At 72.2% G+C, this 21,896-nt stretch carries 15 protein-coding genes; 9 read left to right on the top strand and 6 right to left on the bottom strand.

From position 1 onward, the window contains the following. Window positions 1-386: 386 nt before the first annotated feature. A complete protein-coding gene (locus K7B10_RS35015; protein ID WP_229342883.1) occupies window positions 387-4,313 on the top strand; it encodes a ricin-type beta-trefoil lectin domain protein in 3,927 nt (1,308 codons plus the stop codon). Window positions 4,314-4,401: 88 nt separating this feature from the next. Here the strand turns inward: K7B10_RS35015 and K7B10_RS35010 are convergent, their stop codons facing one another. Then, window positions 4,402-6,066, bottom strand: coding sequence for a phospholipase D-like domain-containing protein (locus K7B10_RS35010; protein ID WP_229342881.1), 1,665 nt, complete (start codon window positions 6,064-6,066; stop codon window positions 4,402-4,404). Window positions 6,067-6,374: 308 nt separating this feature from the next. On the opposite strand from K7B10_RS35010, the gene K7B10_RS35005 reads away from it, so the two are divergent. Next, window positions 6,375-7,028 (top strand): RDD family protein, encoded by a 654-nt coding sequence (locus tag K7B10_RS35005; RefSeq protein ID WP_229342879.1) that lies wholly within the window; start codon window positions 6,375-6,377, stop codon window positions 7,026-7,028. 616 nt (window positions 7,029-7,644) lie between these two features. Here the strand turns inward: K7B10_RS35005 and K7B10_RS35000 are convergent. Beyond that, the gene (locus K7B10_RS35000; RefSeq protein WP_372481573.1) at window positions 7,645-8,598 is read right to left on the bottom strand and encodes an MASE1 domain-containing protein; all 954 of its coding nucleotides are present in this window, start codon (window positions 8,596-8,598) and stop codon (window positions 7,645-7,647) included. Window positions 8,599-8,723: 125 nt separating this feature from the next. Then, window positions 8,724-9,557 carry a PP2C family protein-serine/threonine phosphatase gene (locus tag K7B10_RS34995; RefSeq protein ID WP_229342875.1) on the bottom strand — a complete coding sequence of 278 codons (834 nt, stop codon included), beginning with the start codon at window positions 9,555-9,557 and terminating at the stop codon, window positions 8,724-8,726. Between the two features lie 221 nt (window positions 9,558-9,778). Between K7B10_RS34995 and K7B10_RS34990 the strand changes: the two genes are divergently transcribed. The 6 genes from K7B10_RS34990 to K7B10_RS34965 all read left to right on the top strand — a co-directional run bounded on the left by K7B10_RS34990 (window position 9,779) and on the right by K7B10_RS34965 (window position 14,582). Next, entirely contained in the window at window positions 9,779-10,699 is a 921-nt protein-coding gene (locus tag K7B10_RS34990) for a MurR/RpiR family transcriptional regulator (protein ID WP_030160961.1), read from the top strand. 326 nt (window positions 10,700-11,025) lie between these two features. Continuing rightward, complete coding sequence (locus tag K7B10_RS34985) at window positions 11,026-11,388, top strand: hypothetical protein (RefSeq protein WP_229342873.1); 363 nt, start codon at window positions 11,026-11,028, stop codon at window positions 11,386-11,388. Window positions 11,389-11,447: 59 nt separating this feature from the next. After that, the gene (locus K7B10_RS34980) at window positions 11,448-12,383 is read left to right on the top strand and encodes a ketopantoate reductase family protein (protein WP_229342872.1); all 936 of its coding nucleotides are present in this window, start codon (window positions 11,448-11,450) and stop codon (window positions 12,381-12,383) included. 259 nt (window positions 12,384-12,642) lie between these two features. Further along, the gene (locus tag K7B10_RS34975; RefSeq protein WP_030860847.1) at window positions 12,643-12,834 is read left to right on the top strand and encodes a DUF5302 domain-containing protein; all 192 of its coding nucleotides are present in this window, start codon (window positions 12,643-12,645) and stop codon (window positions 12,832-12,834) included. Window positions 12,835-13,056: 222 nt separating this feature from the next. Next, a complete protein-coding gene (locus K7B10_RS34970; RefSeq protein ID WP_229342870.1) occupies window positions 13,057-13,470 on the top strand; it encodes a rodlin in 414 nt (137 codons plus the stop codon). Between the two features lie 194 nt (window positions 13,471-13,664). Beyond that, window positions 13,665-14,582, top strand: a complete 918-nt coding sequence (locus tag K7B10_RS34965) for a glycoside hydrolase family 19 protein (RefSeq protein ID WP_229342868.1) — start codon at window positions 13,665-13,667, stop codon at window positions 14,580-14,582. 30 nt (window positions 14,583-14,612) lie between these two features. Here K7B10_RS34965 and K7B10_RS34960 read toward each other — a convergent pair whose 3' ends face one another. The 3 genes from K7B10_RS34960 to K7B10_RS34950 form a co-directional block, all read right to left on the bottom strand. Continuing rightward, window positions 14,613-17,420 (bottom strand): helix-turn-helix transcriptional regulator, encoded by a 2,808-nt coding sequence (locus K7B10_RS34960; RefSeq protein ID WP_229342866.1) that lies wholly within the window; start codon window positions 17,418-17,420, stop codon window positions 14,613-14,615. 225 nt (window positions 17,421-17,645) lie between these two features. Continuing rightward, window positions 17,646-19,430 (bottom strand): S8 family peptidase, encoded by a 1,785-nt coding sequence (locus tag K7B10_RS34955; protein ID WP_229345651.1) that lies wholly within the window; start codon window positions 19,428-19,430, stop codon window positions 17,646-17,648. Window positions 19,431-20,030: 600 nt separating this feature from the next. After that, window positions 20,031-20,768 (bottom strand): DUF1838 family protein, encoded by a 738-nt coding sequence (locus tag K7B10_RS34950; protein ID WP_229342864.1) that lies wholly within the window; start codon window positions 20,766-20,768, stop codon window positions 20,031-20,033. A gap of 124 nt (window positions 20,769-20,892) precedes the next feature. Between K7B10_RS34950 and K7B10_RS34945 the strand changes: the two genes are divergently transcribed. Then, window positions 20,893-21,888: a DUF1996 domain-containing protein gene (locus tag K7B10_RS34945; protein WP_229342863.1), complete on the top strand. Its 996-nt coding sequence runs from the start codon at window positions 20,893-20,895 to the stop codon at window positions 21,886-21,888. Window positions 21,889-21,896: the final 8 nt, after the last annotated feature.

The following is a 21,896-nucleotide window of genomic DNA, read 5'->3' as shown; positions in this document are numbered from 1 at the left end:
CCTGTGCAATTTCCGGAGCGAGATTAACAGGCCGAATTGCATCAACCGGCACTCCGGACATCTCACGGAAGATCGCCCCTCAAATATCCAATCGCAGCAAAATGGATCTTGTTGACGAATCGGGCAGTTGGGGTAAGCGCGACATAGAAAGTGCAGGTCAGAGTGGAGGTTGCCTCCCCGCATTCAAGTAGAGTCGCCCCGAATATCTGACAACTGGAGTTTGCGTGGCAATGAAAACCAGCCCTCACCAAAAGACCCATCGGCGCAGAATTTCGCGGCTCGCTTCCGTAGCCCTAGCAGGCGGAATTGCTGCTTCCGGATTGAGTGTCCTGCATCCTGCGGTGTCGGCTTCCGCCGCGGTGTCGGATCCGGTGGCCGAGGGTTCGATGAGTGCGAAGGACTTCGCTCTCGCCAAGGCCAAGGAGACGGGTCAGCCCTACGAGCTGATGTCCGCGCGGACCGAGTCGTCCGACACGTGGGCGCTGCCGACGGGCAAGTGGTCGGTCAACCGGCACGGAACCACCGTGCGGATCCTGCGCGCCGGTGTGTGGCTGCCCACGGACGCGACCTTGCAGTTCGCTCCCGACGGACGGGTCACCCCCAAGGCCTCAGCGGTCTCGGTCACCTTCTCCGGCGGCGGCACCGGCGCGCTCCTGACCGGTGTCCGCGACGGCCGGACCCTGTCCCTGACCTGGCCCAGGGCACTGCCCAAGCCCACCCTCGCCGGGAACGTCGCCACCTACGCCAACGTCCTGCCGGACGTGGACCTGCAGCTGAAGGCCGAAGTCGAGGGCTTCTCCCAGCTCCTGGTCGTCAAAACCGCCGCCGCCGCCCAGCACCCCGACCTCGCCACGCTCAAGTTCAAACTCGACACCGTCGGCCTGAACGTCTCCACCGACGCCACGACCGGCCTGATCAACGCCGTCAACCCCGCCGGACAGAGCGTCTTCACCGCCTCCACCCCCATGATGTGGGACTCCACCACCACCCCCGGCGGCACCAGCGGCGGCAGCACCCCACTCCTGAAGTCCAAGACCGCGGCACCCAGCATGCTCGCCGCCGCCACCGGCGACACCCAGCCCGCACCTGCCGACGCGTTCGTGCCGCCCTCCGGCGCCAAGGACGCCCAGATGCCGACGACGGTGTCGGGCGGCAATCTGGAGATCAAGCCCGACCAGGCCCTCCTGACCAGTGCGGCCACCAAGTACCCCGTGTTCATCGACCCCTCCGTCGCCTGGGGCGAGCGGCAGAACTGGGCCTGGGCGTACCGGAGCTGGCCGAACAACTCGTATTGGAACACCAAGCAGGACGTCCGCGTCGGCTACGAGAGCGAGACGAACGGCCTGTCGCGGTCGTTCTTCCAGCTCGACACCGCCAATCTCAAGGGCGCCCAGGTCACCAAGTCCACGTTCCGCGTGAAGGAGACCTGGTCCTGGTCGTGCACGGCGACTCCGGTCGAGCTGTGGAGCACCGGGGCGATCTCGCCGAAGACGACCTGGAACAACCAGCCCGGCAAGGGCCGCAAGCTCGACACCGTGACGGCCGCCAAGGGCCGCGCCGAATGCGGTGCGGGCAACCTCGAGTTCAACGCCACCGACCTCGCCAAGGAGTCCGCTTCCAAGGGCTGGTCCTCCATCACGCTCGGCCTCTACGCGCCGAACGAGGGCGACCAGTACCAGTGGAAGCGCTTCGACCCGAAGACGATCACGCTGGAGACCGAGTACAACAACCCGCCGGACACCCCGTCCGCGCTCGGCACCTCCCCCTCCACCTCCTGCGCCAACGGCGGGGCGATCGGCAACACCCGCGTCGGGCTCTACGCCACCTTCTCCGACCGTGACGCCGGCAACCTGAACGCCGAGTACCAGGTCTTCAAGGCCGGCCAGAGCACCCCGGTGGCCACCCAGACCCTGCCCGCCAACAACGGCAAGGTCACCACCTGGAGCATCCCCGACGCCAGCCTGCCGAGCGGCGACTACACCTGGCAGGTCCGTGCCAAGGACGGCGACGGCGCCACCTCCGTGTGGTCGCCGAGCTGCAAGTTCTCCGTCGACCGCAACCGGCCCAGCAAGCCCCCGGTCATCAGCTCCACCCAGTTCCCCGACGGCCGGAACGGCTGGCCCGCCACCACCGGCAAGGCCCGCACCCCCGGCACCTTCACCTTCAGCGCCAACGGCGTCACCGACGTGAAGGAGATCATCTACTCGACGGACTTCGAACCGTGGAACCGCCCGGTGCCCGCGAGCGGCAGCGTGACCATCGCTCCCTCGGGATCCGGCCCGCACTACATCTACGCCTACAGCGTGGACAAGGCCGGCAACCGCTCGGACACCACGTCCTACCTGTACTACGCGACGCGTTCGCAGACCGTGGACGGCCCCAAGGACCTCAACGGCGACGGGAACCGCGACATCTGGACCGTCGACTCCCGGGGCACCCTGCTCATGTACGCCGGCCAGGGCAACGGCAAGTTCGCGCCGGCCGCCGACGGCGGCGTGTCCTTCGGCGGCGCCCAGATCGACACCTTCGGCGACTGGGACGGTGACGGGTACAACGACCTGGTCGCCCTCCAGCAGCCGTCCGGCATGAACACCAAGAAGCTCTGGGCCTACTCGAACAACGGCCAGGGCACCGCGGTCAACAACCCCGTCGAGCTGACCGTCGCCTGCCCCGTCAAGGACCCCACCACGGGCTGCGACTACGGCGACGACTGGAACGGCGACGACCACTGGTACAACGCCGAACAGATCATCGCCCCCGGCGACCTCAACGGCGACGGCGTACCCGACCTCCTCGTCAAGCAGGGCAAGCAGCTCTGGGCCTACTACACCAGCATCTTCGGCACCCTCGACAGCAACGGCCAGCCCGTACTCGTCGGCAACGGCGACTGGGACAAGTTCACCGTCGCCGCCCCCGGCGACCTCAACGGCGACGGCATCCCCGACCTGTGGCTGCGCGACAACGCCACCGGTGACCTGCTGCGCACCTACGGCAGCAAGGGTTCCGACGGCAACGTGGACCCCACCACCTGGGGCAACGCCGCGGGCCGCGTCAAGATCGCCTCGGGCCTGGAGCAGGCGGCCTTCCCTGCCATCGGCACCTCGGGCGACGTCACGGGCGACAAGCTCGCCGACCTGTGGGCCGTCAGCGCCAACCGGCAGCTCGCCACCCTCGCCGGAACCGGCACCGCCCAGCCGCTGAACGTCACCGGCATCAGCCAGACGCCGGCGTTCCTCGGCAACCTCTCCGCTCCCGCCGCCCAGTGGAAGCTCACCGGGCAGAGCGGCGGCATCACGCCGAGCGCCGTGGGCGACTACCCCGCGACCACGAGCGGGGTCACCTGGCCCACCGCGACCATCGGCGGTCGCAGCACCGCGTACGCGGCGTTCGGCGGCGGTCAGGCGACCATGACCACCGGCAAGTCGGTGATCGACACCCGCAAGAGCTTCACCATCAGTACGTGGGCGAAGGTCTCCGGCACCGGCGCCCTGGTCCTCAGCCAGGACAACACCCGCAACAGCGCGTTCACCCTCTACGCCGACCCGGCCACCAAGCAGTGGCGGTTCGCCCTGGCCAAGGGCGACGTCGACGGCTGGGCCTACGACTGGTCGGACGCGGGCGTCAACGACTCGGCCGCTTTCGTCCCGGACGCGTGGACGCAGCTGACCGCGGTCTACAACGCCGACACGGCCCTGATGAGCCTCTACGTCAACGGCGCCCTCGGCGCGACGGGCCACCACGTGGCCTCCACCAGCCCCGCCCCCAGCGGTTCGCTCGTGTCCGGCCGCTACAAGGTCAACGGAGCGCCCGACTACTTCGGGGGCTTCACCGGCGGTATCAGCAACCTCGCCGTCTACCCCTACGCGGCCACCCTCACCGCGCCCGGAGCCACCGGCCCGATGTCCTTGGCGGCCAAGCCGAGCCACTGCCTGGACAACGACAACGGCCGCACCACGGACGGGAACAGGATCCAGGCCTGGGACTGCAACATGATCAACGGCGGCGAAGCCCAGAAGTTCGAGATCCGGGCCGACGGCACCATCCGCGTCGCGGGCAAGTGCATCGACGCCGCCTACGCCGGCACCACCAACGGCACGCTCATCTGGCTCTACCCCTGCAACGGCAGCTACGGCCAGCAGTTCCTGCCCCACGCCGACGGCACGATCTACCACCCCAAGTCGGGCCGCTGCCTCGACACCAGCAACATGAACACCGGCACGCAGCTCTACCTCTGGGACTGCAACGCCACCAACCCCCAGCGCTGGACCATCCCGGCGCTGAGCACCGCCCCGCTGCCCGTACCGCTCCCCTAGCGCGCAGCGACGGCTGACCCGTAGAGCACGCGAAACCGCCCCCGGCAGTGGCTGCCGGGGGCGGTTTCGCGTGGGTGGCGGGAGGGGGTCAGGACTGGCAGAGGGCGCGCTCGTGGTCGACCGTGGCCGTCGCGCGGGAGTACTGCCACTGCGGGGCCAGGAGCTGCGCGTTCAGCTGGGCGGCCGCCGCCGGGCTCTCCACCACGTAGCCGAAGTCCTGGAGCCACGCCGGGTAGAGGTTCTTGGAGCCGATGTAGAAGGCCGAGTCGTCGACGGAGACCACCTTGTGGTGCTGCGCGTACGGGTGGCCGTCGGCCCACGTCGGGCTCTGGGAGCTGCGGAAGGTGGCCAGCTGGAGGTTGGAGCACATGGTCGCCTTGGCCGCGCCCTGGTCGCCGGTCAGCAGGGCGAGGCGGTCGTGCAGGGTGTCGCTGATCTCCGAGAGCGACTTGATCTGGGAGTAGCCGCCGCTGCCCACGGCTCCGCGGTTGGCGGGGTCGCTGACGACGATGCGGACCTTGACGCCGGCCGCCATCCGCGCGGCGAGGGCGTCGTAGACGCGGATGTCGTAGCGGGGCAGCGGCGGGCAGGTCGCGTTCACGTCCTGCTGGGAGATCTCGATGTGCCGGGTCGCACTGGAGATCAGCGTCCGCAGGGCGCTCTCCTCCGGGTTGACCGTGTCGTAGTCGCGGTCGGCGTTGGTGTTGTCGTGCAGGCCGACGACGCACTTGGTGTCGGGGGCGCTGGGCAGCGTGGGCCGGAAGGCCGACGACGGGTCGTTGCGCTTGATGCCGACGCCGAGTCCGCCGACGGCGACGGCCGGTACGTCGCCCGGGGCCGCCGCGGGCGTGGCGGGGGCGGTGTCCTTGGCCATCGCGGGCATGCAGGCGGCGCCGTTGGAGGAGGCGAACCAGACGCTGGCGATGTTGCTCTTGTTCTGGCAGGTCCAGGACCACAGCTCGTCCAGGTAGCGGCCGGCGGACGCGGCGGCGGGGCCGCGCAGGGCGAGGTCGACGTCGGCGACCGGGTGGGCGGTCTCCAGGTAGTCGTCCTTCCAGTCGTTGATGCCGCCGGTGATCACGGACTGGCCGTCGACCACGAGGAGCTTGGAGTGGTTCCAGGAGAACGCCGTCTTCGAGGTGGTCATCGAGGCCACGTTGAGGTCGACGTTGCGGGCGTCGGCGCCGAGCTTGGCGACGAGCTCGTCCCGGTACTTCGACGGCAGTACGTTCAGGTGGTAGACCGGCGCGGCGCCGACCAGCACGCGCACCTTGAGCTTGTTGCCGCGCGCGGCCGAGGACTTGAGGCCCGAGACGATCGCGTCCTGGAACGCGCCGTTGGGGAACGGTGCCAGGGTCGATATGTCGACGGTGCGCGTCGCCTGGGAGATGTTGCGCGTCATCTTCGAGAGCAGCTGCTCGGTCCCCGGGCGCGCGGTGCACTTGTCATCACCCCAGCAACCGGGGGTCTGCAGCAGCCAGTCGGCGCCGCCGGGTGCCCCGGCCTCGAGCACGTTGCCGGCGGTGCGTTCCCACACCTGGCCTTCGAGGCCGGGGGAAACCTGGCGCAGGGTCTGCTCCACCGCGTCGAGGTGGGGCGCCGCGGTGGCGCCCCCGGAGCCGGCCAGCGGAGCGGCCGAGGCCGGGACGGCGGCGAACAGCGCCAGCAGGACCGCCGGTACCGCCGTGCGTGCGGCGAGGACTGACGGACGGTGAGCGGACGGGCGCCGGAGGGCGGGGGTATGGCGGTGCACGGTGACTTCCTTGCGAGAGGGATCGCCGTCGCCGCGAGGGGGCGACCGGCAAGATCAACTCGCGGAAGTTACCACCGGGTCAGACGCGTGGGGAATTCGCGCATATCGGATTCGGCCACCGCTGCGCGGCCGACACGCGCGACCGGGCCGAAAGAGGCCCATCTGGCCGGATTGGACAAGTGGTCGATGGAACGACCACGATGATGCGCGCTAGATCGCGGCAGCTCAGGGGGGCAAACCGGATACATGGTGATGTTCCTCCGATCCATCCGCTACGTCCCCGTTTCCGACACCGGAGAGTTTTCGCCATGAGCTTCGGCGACCCGAACAACCCGTACGGCCAGCAGCCCCCGCAGGGTCAGCCCGGCTACCCGCAGCAGGCCCCGCAGGGCGTGCCCCCGCAGTACGGCTACCCGCAGCAGCCTCCACAGGGCGTCCCGCCCCAGTACGGCTACCCCCAGCAGGCCCCGCAGCAGACCCCGCCGCCGTACGGCGCCTACCCGCCGCCCGGCATGCCGGGCATGCCGGGCTCGGGCATGCCGCCGCTCGCGCACTGGGGTCAGCGCTTCGGTGCGTACCTGCTCGACGGACTGATCATCGCGGGTCCGATGTACGCCCTCGGCTTCATCGACCTGGCCATCAGCAGCGACCCCGCGAACTCCGGCCCCGGCGTGTTCTTCATGATCGGCTGGCTGTACGCGCTGGGCATGGCCATCTTCCAGCTCTACAAGGAAGGCACCACGGGCCAGACGATCGGCAAGAAGGTCGTGGGCATCAGCCTGCGCCGCGAGGCCGACGGCGCCTTCCTCGGGTTCGGCATGGCCTTCGTCCGCAAGCTGGCCCACGCCCTCGACGGCATCCCCTGCTACATCGGCTTCCTGTGGCCGCTGTGGGACGACAAGAAGCAGACCTTCGCCGACAAGGTGTGCAACACCGTCGTCATCCAGGTCCCCAAGGGCTGAGTCCCCAAGGGCCTCGTGCCCGAGGGGGTGAGGCCGCTCCTCTCCCCTCTCCTCTCCCCACCGCCCACCCGGCAGCGGAGCCCCTCCGCCGCCGGGTGGGCGCGTTTGCACCCCCATCGCCGGTCGGACCGCCGGTGGTGAAGGCGCCGCACGGACCGGCCCGGAAGGAGGAGCCGGTCCGGCGGTACGGGCCTCAGGCACCTGCCGGCCCGTCACCTCCCAGCCCCGGCGGCGTTATCGGGCCGGCGCCCCCCGGGTACGCCGAGACGGGAGGACCCCCGATGCCACCATCCGACCGGAGCCGGCCGCCGCGTCCGGTTCGGGGACAGCGCGACGTACCTGACGAGGCCGCTGCACGAGGACGGTACGGCGGCCTCCGTCGACCTCCTGGGCGCACGCCCCGTACGCGCTGGGCACGATCCGCAACTGCGCCGCCTACGCGCCTCGTGGACACGGCCCGTCAGGCCCTGGCCAGCCACTCCCGGGTGCTGCTGCGGCGGATCAGGGCCGCGTTCGACCGGCCATCCGACCCGGCCGAGCGGGGTTCCGTACGCCCTCGCGCGCGCCGTCGCGCAGGCGCTGCCGCCGGCGGGCGCCCGTACGTGAGCGGGACCGGTCACTCCCCCGGCCGGCCCGGGGCGAGCCGCTCGACGACCTCGGCCAGTTCCTCGCACGCCCGCTCGATCTCCGTGCGGACGTTGTTCTGTTCGGTGACCAGCGCGGACAGGAGCAGCGCGGTCAGGGCCGCCGAGCCGTTGAGCGCCTGGAGGTTGACCATGACCTCGAAGAGGGTGTGGTCGGCGAACGGGCCGACCTCGTCGGTCGCCGCCGAGATCGCGAGGACGGACACGAGCAGGACGCAGGGCGCGCTGCCGGCCAGTTGGAAGCGTACGGCCGACCAGATCAGCAGGGGGAAGACGAGGAAGAGCAGCGACAGGGAGCTCCGCGTGGCCAGGAGGACGACGGCCCCGGCGGCCACGGCGAGCCCCACCCCCTCGGCGACCCGGTAGGCGTCCCGGGGCATCCGTACCCGGGGCAGGACGAGCAGCAGCGGGGTCAGCACCAGCACGCCCATCGCGTCGCCCGCCCACCACGCCGACCACACCGGCCAGAACCCGGCGGGCTCCAGGGTCCCGGTGGCCACCAGCACCCCGGCGCCGATGGACGCGCTGATCAGCATCGGCACCAGGCCGCCGAGGAACACCAGGGCCAGGCCGTCGCGCAGCCGGTCGATCTCGACGCGGAAGCCCACGCGGCGCAGGAGCAGGTACGCGCACACCGGCGCGAGGGTGTTCCCGGCGATGATGGCGACGTCGGCGAGCTGGAAGGTGGCGAGGTGTTCGATGGCGAGGAACGTTCCGAGGGCGATGCCCGGCCAGATCCGCAGTCCGAACCAGAGCAGGGAGGCGACCGCGATGCCGGTCGGCAGCCACAGGGGCGTCACCACCGCACCGTCGACCACCACGCGCAGCAGGAGGCCGATCCGTCCTGAGGCGTAGTAGGCGGTGGCGACGATGAGGATCCCGAGAAGGGTTCCGCCGAACCGTCGCCATTCCTCGGTGCGCACCACAGCATCAGACAACAACCGCCGCCTCCGGGCGGCCCGTGACACGCGCTACGGGGTGGCCGCGAAGTAGCGCCGTGCGCCCGGAGGGCGGTGCCACGGGGCGGGCGGGACTTTGCGGACACCCCCCCCTAACGGCGCGGGGGTCCTGCCGCGTCGTGGCTGAGGACGAGCACCGCCGCGTCGTCCGCGTGCCCGGTGGAGTCGGCCACCTTCATGATTTCGGCGGCGATCTCGTCGGGGTCGGCGCCCGCCGCCTCCCGGACCACGCGGGCCACCCGGGCCAGTCCCACGTCGATGGGGAACGAGGGCCCTTCGACCACGCCGTCGGTGAGCAGGACGATGGAGCCCGCCTGGTCCAGCCGGCGCCGGGTGACCGCGTACCGGGCGCCAGGCTCCACTCCGAGCGGCAGGCCGCCCTCGTCGTCGGTGATGCCGTAGCGGCCGTCGACGGTGGCCCAGACGGAGGGCACGTGTCCGGCCCGGGCACTCTCGAGCACCCGTGTCTCGGGGTCGAAGCGGAGCAGCGTGCAGGTCGCGAAGAGCTCGCAGTCCATCGACAGCAGGACGTCGTTGGCCCGGCTCAGCACCTCGCCGGGATCCACGAGGACGGTGGACACCGCGCGCACGCCGACGCGGACCTGCCCCATGAAGGCGGCCGCCTCCACATCGTGCCCCTGGACGTCGCCGATGGAGAAGGCGAGCCCGCCTCCGGACAGCCGGAAGCCGTCGTACCAGTCACCGCCGATGTCCAGGCCGTGGCGGGCGGGCACGTACCGGGCCGCGCTGCGCAGCCCGGGCAGGGCGGGCAGGGAGCCGGGCAGCATCTCGCGCTGCAGGGCCTCGGCGAGCTCCACCCTGGCCACTTGCAGTTCCGCCCCCGCGCGGGCCCGGGCGGTGAGCCGCCCCAGGGTGCTCAGGAGGTCGGCCGCGCTCACCGACTTCGGGGGTCGGCGCGGGCTCATGGACCGCTCCCGGGTGCATCCATAGGTCCCTGCTCACGTCCCTGCTCTCGGCACTCGGATCCCGGCTTTCGCGGTGGACGCTGCGCCGGAGAGCCGACCACATCATATTTCCGCCATCCGGGGGTCGCGAGAGATGCGCCCCGGGGCCCGGCACCGGCCCGGCCCGACCACAGGGCGTGAGCTATGTTTGAAGACGAGTGACATGAGAGGGAGGCCCATCGGTGTCATCGGGGCAGCAGGCACGCGCACAGGCGGCTGCGATCACGCCGAGTGGGCAGGCGCCGCCGGTCCATGAACGGGCCCCCGGTGACCGGGTCCGCGCCCTCTTCGACGGCCACCGGCTGTCCCCGGGGCAGCGGCGCATCGCCCAGTACCTGGTCGACCACCTCACCGAGGCCGCGTTCCTCTCGATCACCGAGCTCGCGGAACGGGTGGGGGTCAGCCAGCCGTCGGTGACACGTTTCGCCACTTCCCTCGGCTTCAGCGGCTATCCGGCCCTGCGCGACGCCCTGCAGCCGATGGCGCTGAGCGCGGTCGCGGGCTCCCCGGAGAGCCGCGAGCAGTTCCGCCGCAACGAGCTCCAGGCTGCCGTGGACGCCGAGATCGTGAACCTGGAGAACGTCCGGCGCCTGCTCGCCGACACCGACCAGGTGCTCGACATCGGCCGCGAGCTGGCCCGCTCGGTGCCGCTGACGGTCCTGGGCCTGCGGATCTCGGTCTCGCTCGCGGAGTACTTCGCGTACGCGGCACGCCGCATCCACCCCGATGTCCGGCTGGTGACACGTGGTGGCAGCGTGGCCTACGACGCGCTGCTCCAGTCCCGGGAGGCCGGCGGGACCTGGGCGCTGGCCTTCGCGATGCCCCGGCACGCCAAGGAGACCCTGTCGGCGCTGCGGGCCGCGCGCAGCGCCGGTCTGAAGATCGCACTGATCACCGACACCACTCTGGGCCCCCTGGTGGACGAGGCGGACGTGGCGCTGACCGCCGGGACGGGTGCCCGGCTGGTCTTCGACTCGTACGCGGCTCCGGGGATGCTGTCGGCGGCGCTGCTGCAGGCGATGGCCGACGCGGATCCCGAGCGGACGCAGGCGCGGCTCGAAGGGTACGAGCAGGTCGCCGACCAGCACGGCTTCTTCCTGTAAGGCCGATTTTCAACCGGTACGAGATGCTCCACTTTCACGCCCCGTAGGCGTATGTAATTTTTCATTCTCTTGTCTACTCGACGGTATATATGTTTACTGAGCAGCGCGCCGGATCCACGGACGCCAAGGAGGGCGACCCCACGCCCTCTCAGAACGGACACCCGCGCGGGACGGCTCCTCCTCACGCCCCGCGCAGGGTGCCCGTTCCCGGCGCCGGTATCCACCAGAGCGCTTGTGGCGGCCTCGGTCAACCCCTGGGCCGAGGCCGCCCACCAAACGTCTCGATCAGAGTTCCACACCACTCGGAAGCGACGAGAATGCGCCAGATGGCCTCCACCACGCTCAGCCCGGACTGGCCCTGCCAGGTCAAGACCCCCGGTACCCATGACTGGGAACGCACGGCCATGCGCTGGCTGCGGGATCTGCTGCCGGCCCGCTACGGCAGCTACTCGACGCTGACCCGCAGCCCCGTCCTCCTCACCCGGCACGCCCAGCTCCAGCTCCAGCACGAGATGCGCGCGGTCCGGGTCGCCCTGGAGACCAGCCGGGCCGAACTGCCCGCGATGGGCGTGGCCGAGACCGTCATCGAGAGTTCCATCCGGATGTACGCCGTCGAGCTCCAGCAGCTGGGCCGCCTCTCCCGCGCGGTACGCCTGGTCGGCGACGCGCTGCGCGTCTCGCAGAGCTGACGCGGCTTTCCCCCGGCGGGGGCGGCGGGACGGCGCGGTCACATGACAGGCTGTCCCGTATGAGAATCCTGACAGTCGGCGCCGGCGCCGTCGGCGGCTGGTTCGGCGCCCGCCTCGCCCGGGCCGGGCAGGACGTCACCTTCCTGGTCCGCCCGGAGCGGGCCGCCGCCCTGCGCGAGCGCGGGCTGCGGGTGACGGGCCTCGGCGAAGACCTCGCCCTCACTCCCGAGCTGGTGACCGCGGACGCGCTCTCGCGCCCGTACGACCTGGTCCTCCTCTCGGTGAAGTCCACGGCCCTCGACCGTGCGGCGAAGGACCTGGCCCCGGCGGTGGGGCCGGGGACCGCGATCGTGCCCCTGCTCAACGGCATGGCCCATATCGATCACCTCACGGACCGCTTCGGCGGGGCGCAGGTCCTCGGCGGTGTCGCCAAGGTGGTCACCACCCTGAACGAGCACGGCGACATCGTGCGCATGGCCCCGCCGTCCGTGGTGATCACCGGTGAACTCGACGGCCGCCCCTCCGCGCGCGTGGACGCCGTACGCGCCGCGCTGACCGCGGCGGGCATCGACAGCCCCGGGACCGCGGACGTCGTCGGCTCGATGTGGCACAAGTGGGTGTTCATCAGCACCCTGGCGGCCGTCACCTGCCTGGGGCGCGGCTCCGTCGGCGAGGTCGGCGCCGTGCCCGGCGGCGCCGGCCTCGGGCCGTCCGTACTCGCCGAGGCGGCGGCGGTCGCCGCCGCGGCCGGACATCCCGTCCCGGACGCCGAACTCGCCGTCACCGCGCGCACGGTGACCGCGCCCGGCTCCCCGCTCACCCCGTCGATGTACCGGGACCTGGTCTCCGGCCGGCCCACCGAGGTCGAGCACGTCTTCGGCGACCTGATCGCCCGGGCCCGCGCACTCGGCGTCCCCACCCCGCTGCTGGACCTCGCCACCCTGCAGCTGCGGGTGCACCAGCGGCGGGTGCTGCCGGCCCGGAACGGTGCCTGACGTCCCGGGCGTGACCTCCGCAGCGGTCCGTCGTTGAACACGGCGGTCAAGCGAAGTGCACCAGTGAAGTCCCGGGTCTCCCCGCGAGGCCCGGGACTTCGCTTGTGCGGACCCCGCGCCGGCCCCGGAGGGGGCCGTCGCCCCGGGCCCGGAAGGTGCCCCGCCCCGGCGCGGCCCGCGCCCCTGGAACCGAACTCGCTGGTCAGGGGCGACGGAGGGTGACACACTGGGGCGGCTTCAGGTCGACCCAGGAGGACACATGGCAGAAGAGTCGGACACCCCGCAGGACGAATCGCCGGCCGAGGAGGCCAAGCGCAAGTTCCGGGAGGCCCTCGACCGCAATGCCCGCAGTGCCCACGCACAGCAGGCTCACCAGAGCCGGGCCAAGATCCAGGGCGCCAGCGGCGGCGCCGGCGGCAAGAACAAGAAGACCCGCCGCAAGACGGGCTGACCGCCCGCGGCCGTCTCCACGGCGCGCCCTGAAGATGTCGGACGAAGGGGCCGTCTCCCGCTCACACAGCGGGAGGCGGCCCCTTTGCGCGCCCCCGGTCACGACGGACGCGCTGGGCCACTCGGGTGACAGCGGATAACCAAGCGCGCGGATTGCAGTTGATCAGCTCGTCCCGCCGGGGGCAGCCATCCCATGCAACAGCGCTACAGAAGGAAAATCCTCATGCTCAAGAAGCTCATGGCCACCACTGCGGTCACCGCCTCCGTGCTGGGCCTCGGTGCCGCGGTTGCCGCCCCGGCGATGGCGATCGGCAACGACAACGGCATCAACACCGTCAACGGCAACGACGCCGCGCAGATCTACGGCAACCAGGAGACCAAGGGCGCGATGAGCCCGCAGCTCAGCGCGGTCCAGGGCTCCCTCAACAAGCTCTGCGTCGGCCTGCCGGCGAAGGTCAACGCCCAGTCGCTGGTGGCCGTCCTCGCCAACATCGGCGTCCAGGACATCAACGTCCTGTCCAACCCGATGAACCAGCAGTGCACCGAGAACTCCACCCAGGCCAAGGGCGACGAGTCGCTCTCCCACATCGTGGACAACATCCCGGTCCTCTCCGGCAACCTCTCCGCCGGCAGCTGACCGCTCCCGGACGGCCGGCAGGGCCCGTACGCGCGATGGCGCGTACGGGCCCTGCCCCTTTGCCGGAGCGGACGGCCCGGATGTTGTCCGAACCGGATGAATGATGGTCTAGACCTTGACAGGTCCAGACCAGCTTCGCTTCAGTGGCCAGGAATGCCCCCCACGGCAATTCCCCCCACTGAAGGAGCAGTTACGTGATACGTGCGCTTCGCCGCCGAGCACTCGCCCTGGCCGCCGCCGCGGCCGCCACCATCGGCCTCGCGGTCGCCCTCCCCGCCTCGCCCGCCTCCGCCGCCGCGGCCTGCGTCTCCCCGTGGTCCTCGTCCGCCGTCTACACGGGCGGCATGAGCGCCTCGTACAGCGGGCACAACTGGCAGGCCAAGTGGTGGACGCAGGGCGAAACGCCCGGCACCACCGGGCAATGGGGCGTCTGGTCCGATCTCGGCACCTGCGGCGGTGGCGGCGGTCAGGACCCGGACCCCGGCAATCCGTCCGGATTCGTGGTCTCCCAGGCCCAGTTCAACCAGATGTTCCCGAACCGGAACCCCTTCTACACGTACAACGGCCTGGTCGCGGCCCTGTCGGCGTACCCCGGCTTCGCCAACACCGGTGACGACACCGTCAAGCGGCGCGAGGCGGCGGCGTTCCTGGCGAACGTCTCCCACGAGACGGGCGGGCTCGTGTACATCGTCGAACAGAACACCGCCAACTACCCCCACTACTGCGACGCGAGCCAGCCGTACGGCTGTCCCGCCGGGCAGGCCGCATACTACGGACGCGGCCCGATCCAGCTCAGCTGGAACTTCAACTACAAGGCGGCGGGCGACGCCCTCGGCATCAACCTGCTCGCCAACCCGTACCTCGTGGAGCAGGATCCGGCCGTCGCCATGAAGACCGCCCTCTGGTACTGGAACACCCAGAACGGCCCGGGCACCATGACCGCCCACGCCGCCATGGTCAACGGAGCCGGGTTCGGCGAGACGATCCGCTCCATCAACGGCTCCCTGGAGTGCAACGGCGGCAACCCCGCCCAGGTCCAGAGCCGGATCAACGCCTACCAGTCGTTCACGCAGATCCTGGGCGTGAGCCCGGGCGGCAACCTCGGCTGCTGAGGCCGCCGTCGCGCTGGCCCCTGCGCACCCTCAGCGGGTGCGCAGGGTGGTGGCCAGCTGGGCCCGGGAGCGGACGTCGAGCTTCTGGTAGATCCGCGTCAGCCGGGCCTCGACCGTCTTGACGCTGACGAACAGCTTCGCGGCCGCCTCCTGGTTGCTGGCACCCTCCGCGACGAGCAGGGCGAGCCGGATCTCCGCCTCGGTCAGCGCCGCCAGCGCCACGGCCGGGCCGCCGCCCGGGGTGGAGGCCGCCTCCCGGTTCTCCGCGGCGAGTTCGGCCCAGGGCTTCGCACCGGCCGCCGTGAACACCTCGGCGGCGGCGCGCAGCGCGGCGCGGGCGGCGGCGCGGCGCGCGCGCAGCGCGGCGCGGGCGGGGGCGCGCCGGCGCCGGCGCCGCTCCACCCGTGCCAGGGCGAGCAGCGTACGGCCCCGCTCCACCGGGAGCTCGAGCTCGGCGAACCGCCGCGCCGTGGCCTCCAGCAGCTCCACGGCGGCGTCGGCCTCGCCGTGCGCGGACAGGCACAGGCCGCGGGCCCGGTCCAGCGCGGCGACCACTCCGGTGCGTCCCAGACCGAGGGCCACCGCACGGACGGATCCGATCAGTTCGGCGGCCTCGTCGGGTGCGTCGGCGGCCACCAGCGCCTCGGCCAGCTCTCCGTGCCAGCGCAGGATCGAGGGGTCGACGACCTGCTGGGCCTCCTCCAGTTCGGCCACGCGGCGCAGGGTGGCCACGGCTCTGGCGGCCTCTCCCGTCGCCAGCTCCGTCAGGCCCAGTGCGTACAGGCTGCGCGAGAGGAAGACCTGGTCGTGCTCCTCCTCGGAGGCCTGGATGCCGCGCCGCGCGTAGCCGGCGGCGCGGGCGAAGCTGCCCCCCATGGCCTCGGCCATCGCGGAGGCGTACCAGGCGGGGCCGGGCGAGAGGCCGGCCTCGATGGTGAGTTCGAGGGCCCGGCGGGCGTGCGCGGAGGCGGACGTACAGCGGCCGCGGCGCAGTTCCACCTCGGTGAGGCTGCGCAGGACCTCGAAGACGTCCTCGGCGGATCCGGTGCGCCGGACGGCGGGGAGCAGGACGAGGAGCTGGCGCCGGGCGTCGTCGAGGCGGTCGTCGAACAGGGCGTGCCGTACGTCGAGGTACTGCGGCGCGTTGCGCATGCCGAGCGGCACCTCGGGGGCGGGCAGGGCCAGGGCCTCGGCCAGGATGTCCTCGGCGTCGGGATCGCCGAGGATGCGGCCCATCCGGGCCCGTACGGTCAGGGCCATGGCCTCGGCGACCTGGTCGCCGCCGAGGGCTGCGAGCGCGCCGGCCGCGGCCGCGGCGTCGCGGGAGCGGACGGGGTCACCGTCGCTGAGGTTGTACTTCGTGGCGATCCGCAGCTGTACGGCCGCCTGGAGCGCGGGATCTCCGGCGGCGTCGTCCATGGCGTGCGCGAAGGTCTCGTCGAGGGCGGCGAGGGCCTGTCCCGCGGCGTCGATCACGGCGAGCCGGGCCCGGACCCGGTCGGCGGGCGAGGCGTCGCGGGCCAGTACCGCGCGGGTGGCGCGGCGGGCGAGGTCGGCGCGGCCGGCCCAGCCCGCGTCCTCGGCGGCGGTGACGAGGCGGGCCAGTTCGTCCCCGGGCCGATGGGCCGGCGTGCGTTCGGCCGCGAGCAGGCCGAGCTCGGCGGCCAGGGCGCGCTGGCCGCGTCTGCGGCAGGCCGCGGCGGCCTCGGTGATCTCGGCGGCGAGCCACTCGTCGGGGGTGTCCACGGCCAGGGCGCGGTGGCGTACGGCCTGGACGGGGTCGTCGACGGCGGCGGCGAGCGCGGCGTGTCCGGCGGCGCGCTCCGGCCAGCCGGCGTCGGCGGCCAGGGCCATGGGTAGGGCCCCGGCGGTGAAGGCGACGGCGCCGTCCTCCCCCACGGTGACCAGCGCGGCCCGTTCCGCTTCGGCGAGTTCGGCCTCGGCGTCGGGGCGTCCGGCCCGGCGCAGCAGTGCGGTGGTCGGCCGGGCCGCGAGGGCGGCGAGAAGCAGGGTGCGGCGGGCGGGGGCCGGGGCTTCGGCGAGGAGCCGGCGGGCGACCTCGCGGGCCTGGCCGGACAGGGGCAGGGGGTCGGCGTGGTGGGCGCTGGCGTCGCGGGCCTCGGCGGCTTCGGCGAGGGAGTGGCCGAGGGCGAGGGCGAGGCGCGGGTTGCCGCCGCTGGCCTGGTGGATGCGGCCGGCGAGGCGGGCGGGGAGGCCGTGGCGGGCGAGGAGTTCGGCGACCTCGTCGGCGCCGAGCGCGGGGACGCGGATCGCGGGGGTGCCGGGGCCGCACAGGGGGCCGCCGACGGGGGCGCCGCCCTGGACGCATTCGGCCACGAGGACCCGGACGCGGGGCGGGGTCAGCCGCAGGGCGAAACGGAGCAGATCGGTGCTTTCCGCGTCCAGCCACTGGGCGTTGTCGAGGACGAGCAGGACGGGGGTGCGGGCGGCGAGGGTGCGCAGGACCTCGACGACGGCGAGGCGCAGCGCGACGTGGTCTCGGCCGGCGCGGGGTGCGTCGGCCTCGCGGCGCAGGAGGGCGATGGCGGTGCGCTGGGGTCCGGAGAGCCGGTCCAGTGCGGCGCCGGGCACGGAGGCGAGGAGCGCGGCGGCCGAGGCCTCCGGTATCCACTGGTCGGCGGCCTCGGGGGCGAGGCGGAGCACGGTCTCGTGGCGGGCCGCGGCAGCGGCCGCGACGGCCCCGGCCACCTCGGTCTTGCCCGCGCCGGCGGGTCCGGTGAGGAGGGCCCGCCCGTGTGTGGTCAGGGCACGTTCGACCTCCTTGATCAGTTCACCGTGTCCGACGGTCGTGTCAGCGTTCCCCGTCGCCGCCACCACGCAACAGCCACCAGCCTCTCGTCCCCACTCCTGTGCACGTCCTGTGAGACGCGACAATACGAGGTCGGATGCCGGGTGGACCCGGATTGTGACGCAGAATTCAGTCAGCTGTCAGGAAACGGCTGCGGACCTGCCGATACGAGGTGTATCGGCAGGTCCGCGGGGTCATCGGTCCGTACTGGCGCGGCCGGCCGGGTGCTGCTGGCCGGCGCGGGTTTCAGGTCCTCAGAAGCCGAGGCTCCAGGAGTCGATGAAGCCGGTGTCGCCGCCCGCGTTGTCGTTCACGCGGAGCTTCCAGGTGCCGTTGGCGACCTCCGAGGAGGCGTTCACGGAGTACTGCTGGTTGATGTTGGCGGTGCTGCCGCCCGCGCGGTTGTGCAGGGTGTAGACGGAGCCGTCCGGGGCGACCAGGTCGACCTTCAGGTCACCGATGTACGTGTGCACGATGTTCACGTTCACCTTGAGCGCGGCCGGGGCGTTGCCCGCGACTCCGCTGACGGTGATCGGGCTCTCGACGGTCGTGTTGTCGAGGATGTTCACGTTCGTACCGTTCTCGAAGCCCGGGGCGGGCGCCGAGGTGACGGCGGCGATGGTCGCGGCGGCGTCGGCGATGCCGGTGCCGCAGCCGCCGGTGCAGGTGCCGGGCAGCGGGCGGGCGTTGGCCTTGATGGCCGACTCGACCTGCGCCGGGGTCAGCGAGGGCTTGGCGGCGACGACGAGCGCGGCGAGGCCCGCGATGTGCGGGGCGGCCATGCTGGTGCCCTGGTAGGGCTTGTAGATCTCCGAGCCCGGGGTGGTGGCGCCGTTGTTCAGCGTGGAGAGGATGCCGTTCTCGGGGGTGGTGACGGTGCCGGGCGTGTCGGTGGCGCGGCGGGTCTCACCGCCCGGGGCCGAGACGTCGACGCGGCTGCCGAAGTTCGAGTAGAACGAGCGGTCACCGGTGCGGTTGGTGGCGGCCACGGAGACCACGTTGTTGCAGCTGGCGGGCGAGAAGCCGGCCGCGTCCGCGTTGCTGTTGCCGGCGGCGACCACGACGGTGGTGCCGCGGGCGACGGCCGCGTTGATGGCGTTCTGGTAGCTCGCGGTGCAGGCGCCGGAGCCGCCGAGGCTCATGTTGATGACCTTGGCGGGGGTGGCGTTCGCCGGGACGCCCGAGACGGTGCCGCCGGAGGCCCAGGTGATGGCGTCGACGATGTCGGAGGTGGTGCCGCCGCACTTGCCGAGCACGCGGACGGGCTGGATCTTCGCGTTGTACGCGATGCCCGCGACGCCCTTGGCGTTGTTGGTGGCGGCGGCGATGGTGCCCGCGACGTGGGTGCCGTGCCAGGAGGAACCGCTGGCCGGGGAGCCGGTGCCGCACTCGCCGGCCGCGCTCCAGTCGCCCGCGTCGGCGGGGTTGTTGTCGCGGCCGTTGCCGTCACGGGCGCCGGTGGCGTCGGAGATGAAGTCGTAGCCGGCGACGATGTTCGAGGCGACGTCGGAGTGGGTCACGTAGCCGGTGTCGATCACGGCGACGGTGACGCCGGAGCCGGTGGTCTTGTCCCAGGCGGCGGGAACGTTCATGCCGCCGGTGGGCTCGAAGAGGTCCCACTGCTTGGCGTACTCGGTGTCGTTCGGGGTGGCCATCGCGTAGGCGCGGGAGTCGGCCTCGACGTAGGCGACGTCCGGGTCGGCACGGAACTGGGCCATCACGTCGGCCGCGGCGGCCGGGGCGACGGAGCCGCCCAGGTTGACGAGGGCGGCACCGGTGCCCAGACGGCGGTCGAACTTCGCCTTCTTGCCGGCCTTCTTGCCCTTGGCGGTCGCGTCGTCCGCGGCGGCCTTGTTGGAGCTGGCCTCGGTGGCCGAGGACTTGTAGCCGACGATCAGGTTCTGCACCGGAGCGGCGTCCGGAGCGGCCGGCGCCCCCGCGGCCGGCAGGGTGGAGGCGGCGGCCGGAGCCGGAGCGGGCTCCGAACCGGCCAGGGCGACGGAAGCGGTGGCGGAGCCGGCGAGCAGGGTGACGGACATCGCCACCACGGATATGAGCCTGCTTCGTCTCGTTGCGTGCACGGTGTTCCCTTTCGCGGGCCCGGTTCCGGGCAGGCCGGAGCGGGCGGTTGAGCAGTGTGGGAGGTGAACCGGCGGCTACGGGGCCGGGGACGGGTCGGTCAATCCCGTCCCGGCCACCGCTGCTCGCCGCGTTGTCCCGGCCGCTTCGGCGGGGCTGGGGCAACGGCGGTGCGGGCGATCCACCCGCCCGGACGGCTTCACACCATGTGGGGTTGGCGCGGGGTCCGTTCGGAGCGGGAGAGATCGCCGGTGGGCAGACAGTAGGCAACGCGGGGATGAACCCGATACAGGGAAAACCCTTGTCCGCACCCCTGCCGCCCCCTTACACCTCCCCCGGACCCTACCCCCCGCCCTCCACGCCCCCGACCCCCAGGTCCCCCGTATCCCCCACCGCCGGGACCCCCCGCCGGGACCCCCCGGGCCGCCCCTGCGGATCAACCCGGGACGAACCCCCCGATCCCCTCCCGGCCGGCCCCGTCTCAGGGCGGCCCGCCACGTATCCATGGGTCACCGTGTTCCCCGGGGTGGGCGCGGCCGCCCCGCACCCGACGGTGACGGTCAGGGGCGGGTGTGGTGGGTGCGGAAGTAGGTCCAGCTCGTCTCGTTGGGCTCCGTCCACTTCTCCGGGGCGTGGGCGTACTCCGGGTGACGGGCCGCGATGTACGCGCGGGTGCGCTCCGGGACCTCGGCGTAGGAACCCAGCTTGTGGCCGCGGCAGTGGAAGGTGAGGCCGCCCGGGCGCTGCCCCTGCTCCATCCACGGCATCCACGGGGACATCCGCGTCCAGGACATGGTGCTCGGGACGCTCGGCTCGTCGGTGGTCAGTACCGCGGCCGGCGCGAAGAACTGGAAGAGCTCCAGCGCCCGGTAGGTGTCGTCGGCGGAGTTCAGCGGGTAGTCGGCGACCGGCAGCGGCGACGGGTAGGCGAGCGGGATCTCCAGGCTGAAGCAGACCTGGTCCCCGAGCTCGGTCAGCGGGACCGGGAAGGGCCGCAGCCTCAGATTGGCCGGATCGTTCCAGATGTGGACGACCGGCTTGTCCTCCCAGGTCTCCAGGATCTCCCGGGTCTGCGGATCCAGGAAGAAGGCGGCCTCCCGGGTGAGCAGTTGGAAGCCGTCGGTCTCCGGGTCCGGGACGAGCCGGGCGACGTTGAGGCCCTCGAAGCCGAAGAGGCGCCGGTACGGCTGGTCGGGGGCCCAGGAGTAGATGTCCCCGGACCACCGGAAGGTCACCTCGGCGCCGTCGAGTGAGGCGCGGGTACGGGCGAACGCGTGCAGGAGCTGGGCGGGTGTCATGCCGGTCACTCTGCGCGGCCCGACGGCGACTCGGCAAGGTCGCGGGCCGCCCGGCGGCGGGCCTGCGCCCGGCATCCGGGACGTCAGGTTGACGCTGCGGCGCGCAGCGGCGACCGTGACCCGCATGCGGAACGAACGCCGACTGCTCACGCTGCTCGTCTGCCTGGTGCTCGGCATCGGGCTGACGGCCGCCGTGCTGGGCGCCACCCGGGCCTCGGGCCCCGACGGGACCTCGCATTCCGGGATGAATTCCCGCGACTACGTGGACATACAGGACGTGCCCGCCGGCCCGCGCGAGCCGTCGGCGACCGGACCCGACGCCTCGACGGGCACCGTGACGGTGGACTGCGGGCGCAACGAGGAGCGTCACTACAACGAGGACAACCTCGTGGTGTCCCCGGGGCTGCGCTCCGGCGCCCACCACACCCACGCGTACGTGGGGAACCTGACCACGGACGCGATGTCGACCGACGCCTCCCTGGCGGCCGCCGCGACCAGTTGCCGCGGCGGTGACCGCTCCACGTACTACTGGCCGGTCCTGCGCCGGACGGACCGGGCGGGCGGCCACCCGCACGACAGCTCCGCCGGGCACGGCAACGCGGGCGAGATCCTGCCCGAGGCGACCGTCTCCGTGGAGTTCCGCGGCAACCCGGTGGGCAAGGTCGTGCCGATGCCGCGCTTCCTGCGCGCGATGACCGGCGACGCGGTGGCGTACACCGCGCCGAGCGACGCCGACGTGCGCGCCCGCTGGGGCTGTTCCGGCTCCCCGGACCGGTCCACCACCCGCTACCCGCGCTGTGCCGCCGGCGAGCGCCTCACCCGTACGCTCGTCTTCCCCAGCTGCTGGAACGGGCTGGACACCGAGAGCCCGGGACACCGCGCGCACATCCTCTTCCCCGCGGCCAACGGGGTCTGCCCGCAGGGCACGTTCGCCGTGCCCCAGCTGCGCATCTCCCTCGCGTACGACGTGCCCGCGGGGGTTGCGATCGCCGTCGACTCCTTCCCCGAGCAGCGGCACAGCCCGAAGACGGACCACGCGATGTTCGTGGACGCCATGACGGACGCGCAGATGGCCGCCGTCGTCGGCTGCCTCAACGCGGGGCGCACGTGCCGCACCTGAGCACCGTC

Source organism: Streptomyces flavotricini (assembly GCF_020639365.1).
GTDB classification, from domain to species: Bacteria; Actinomycetota; Actinomycetes; order Streptomycetales; family Streptomycetaceae; genus Streptomyces; species Streptomyces flavotricini.
This window is presented reverse-complemented; position numbering and strand designations above follow the sequence as displayed.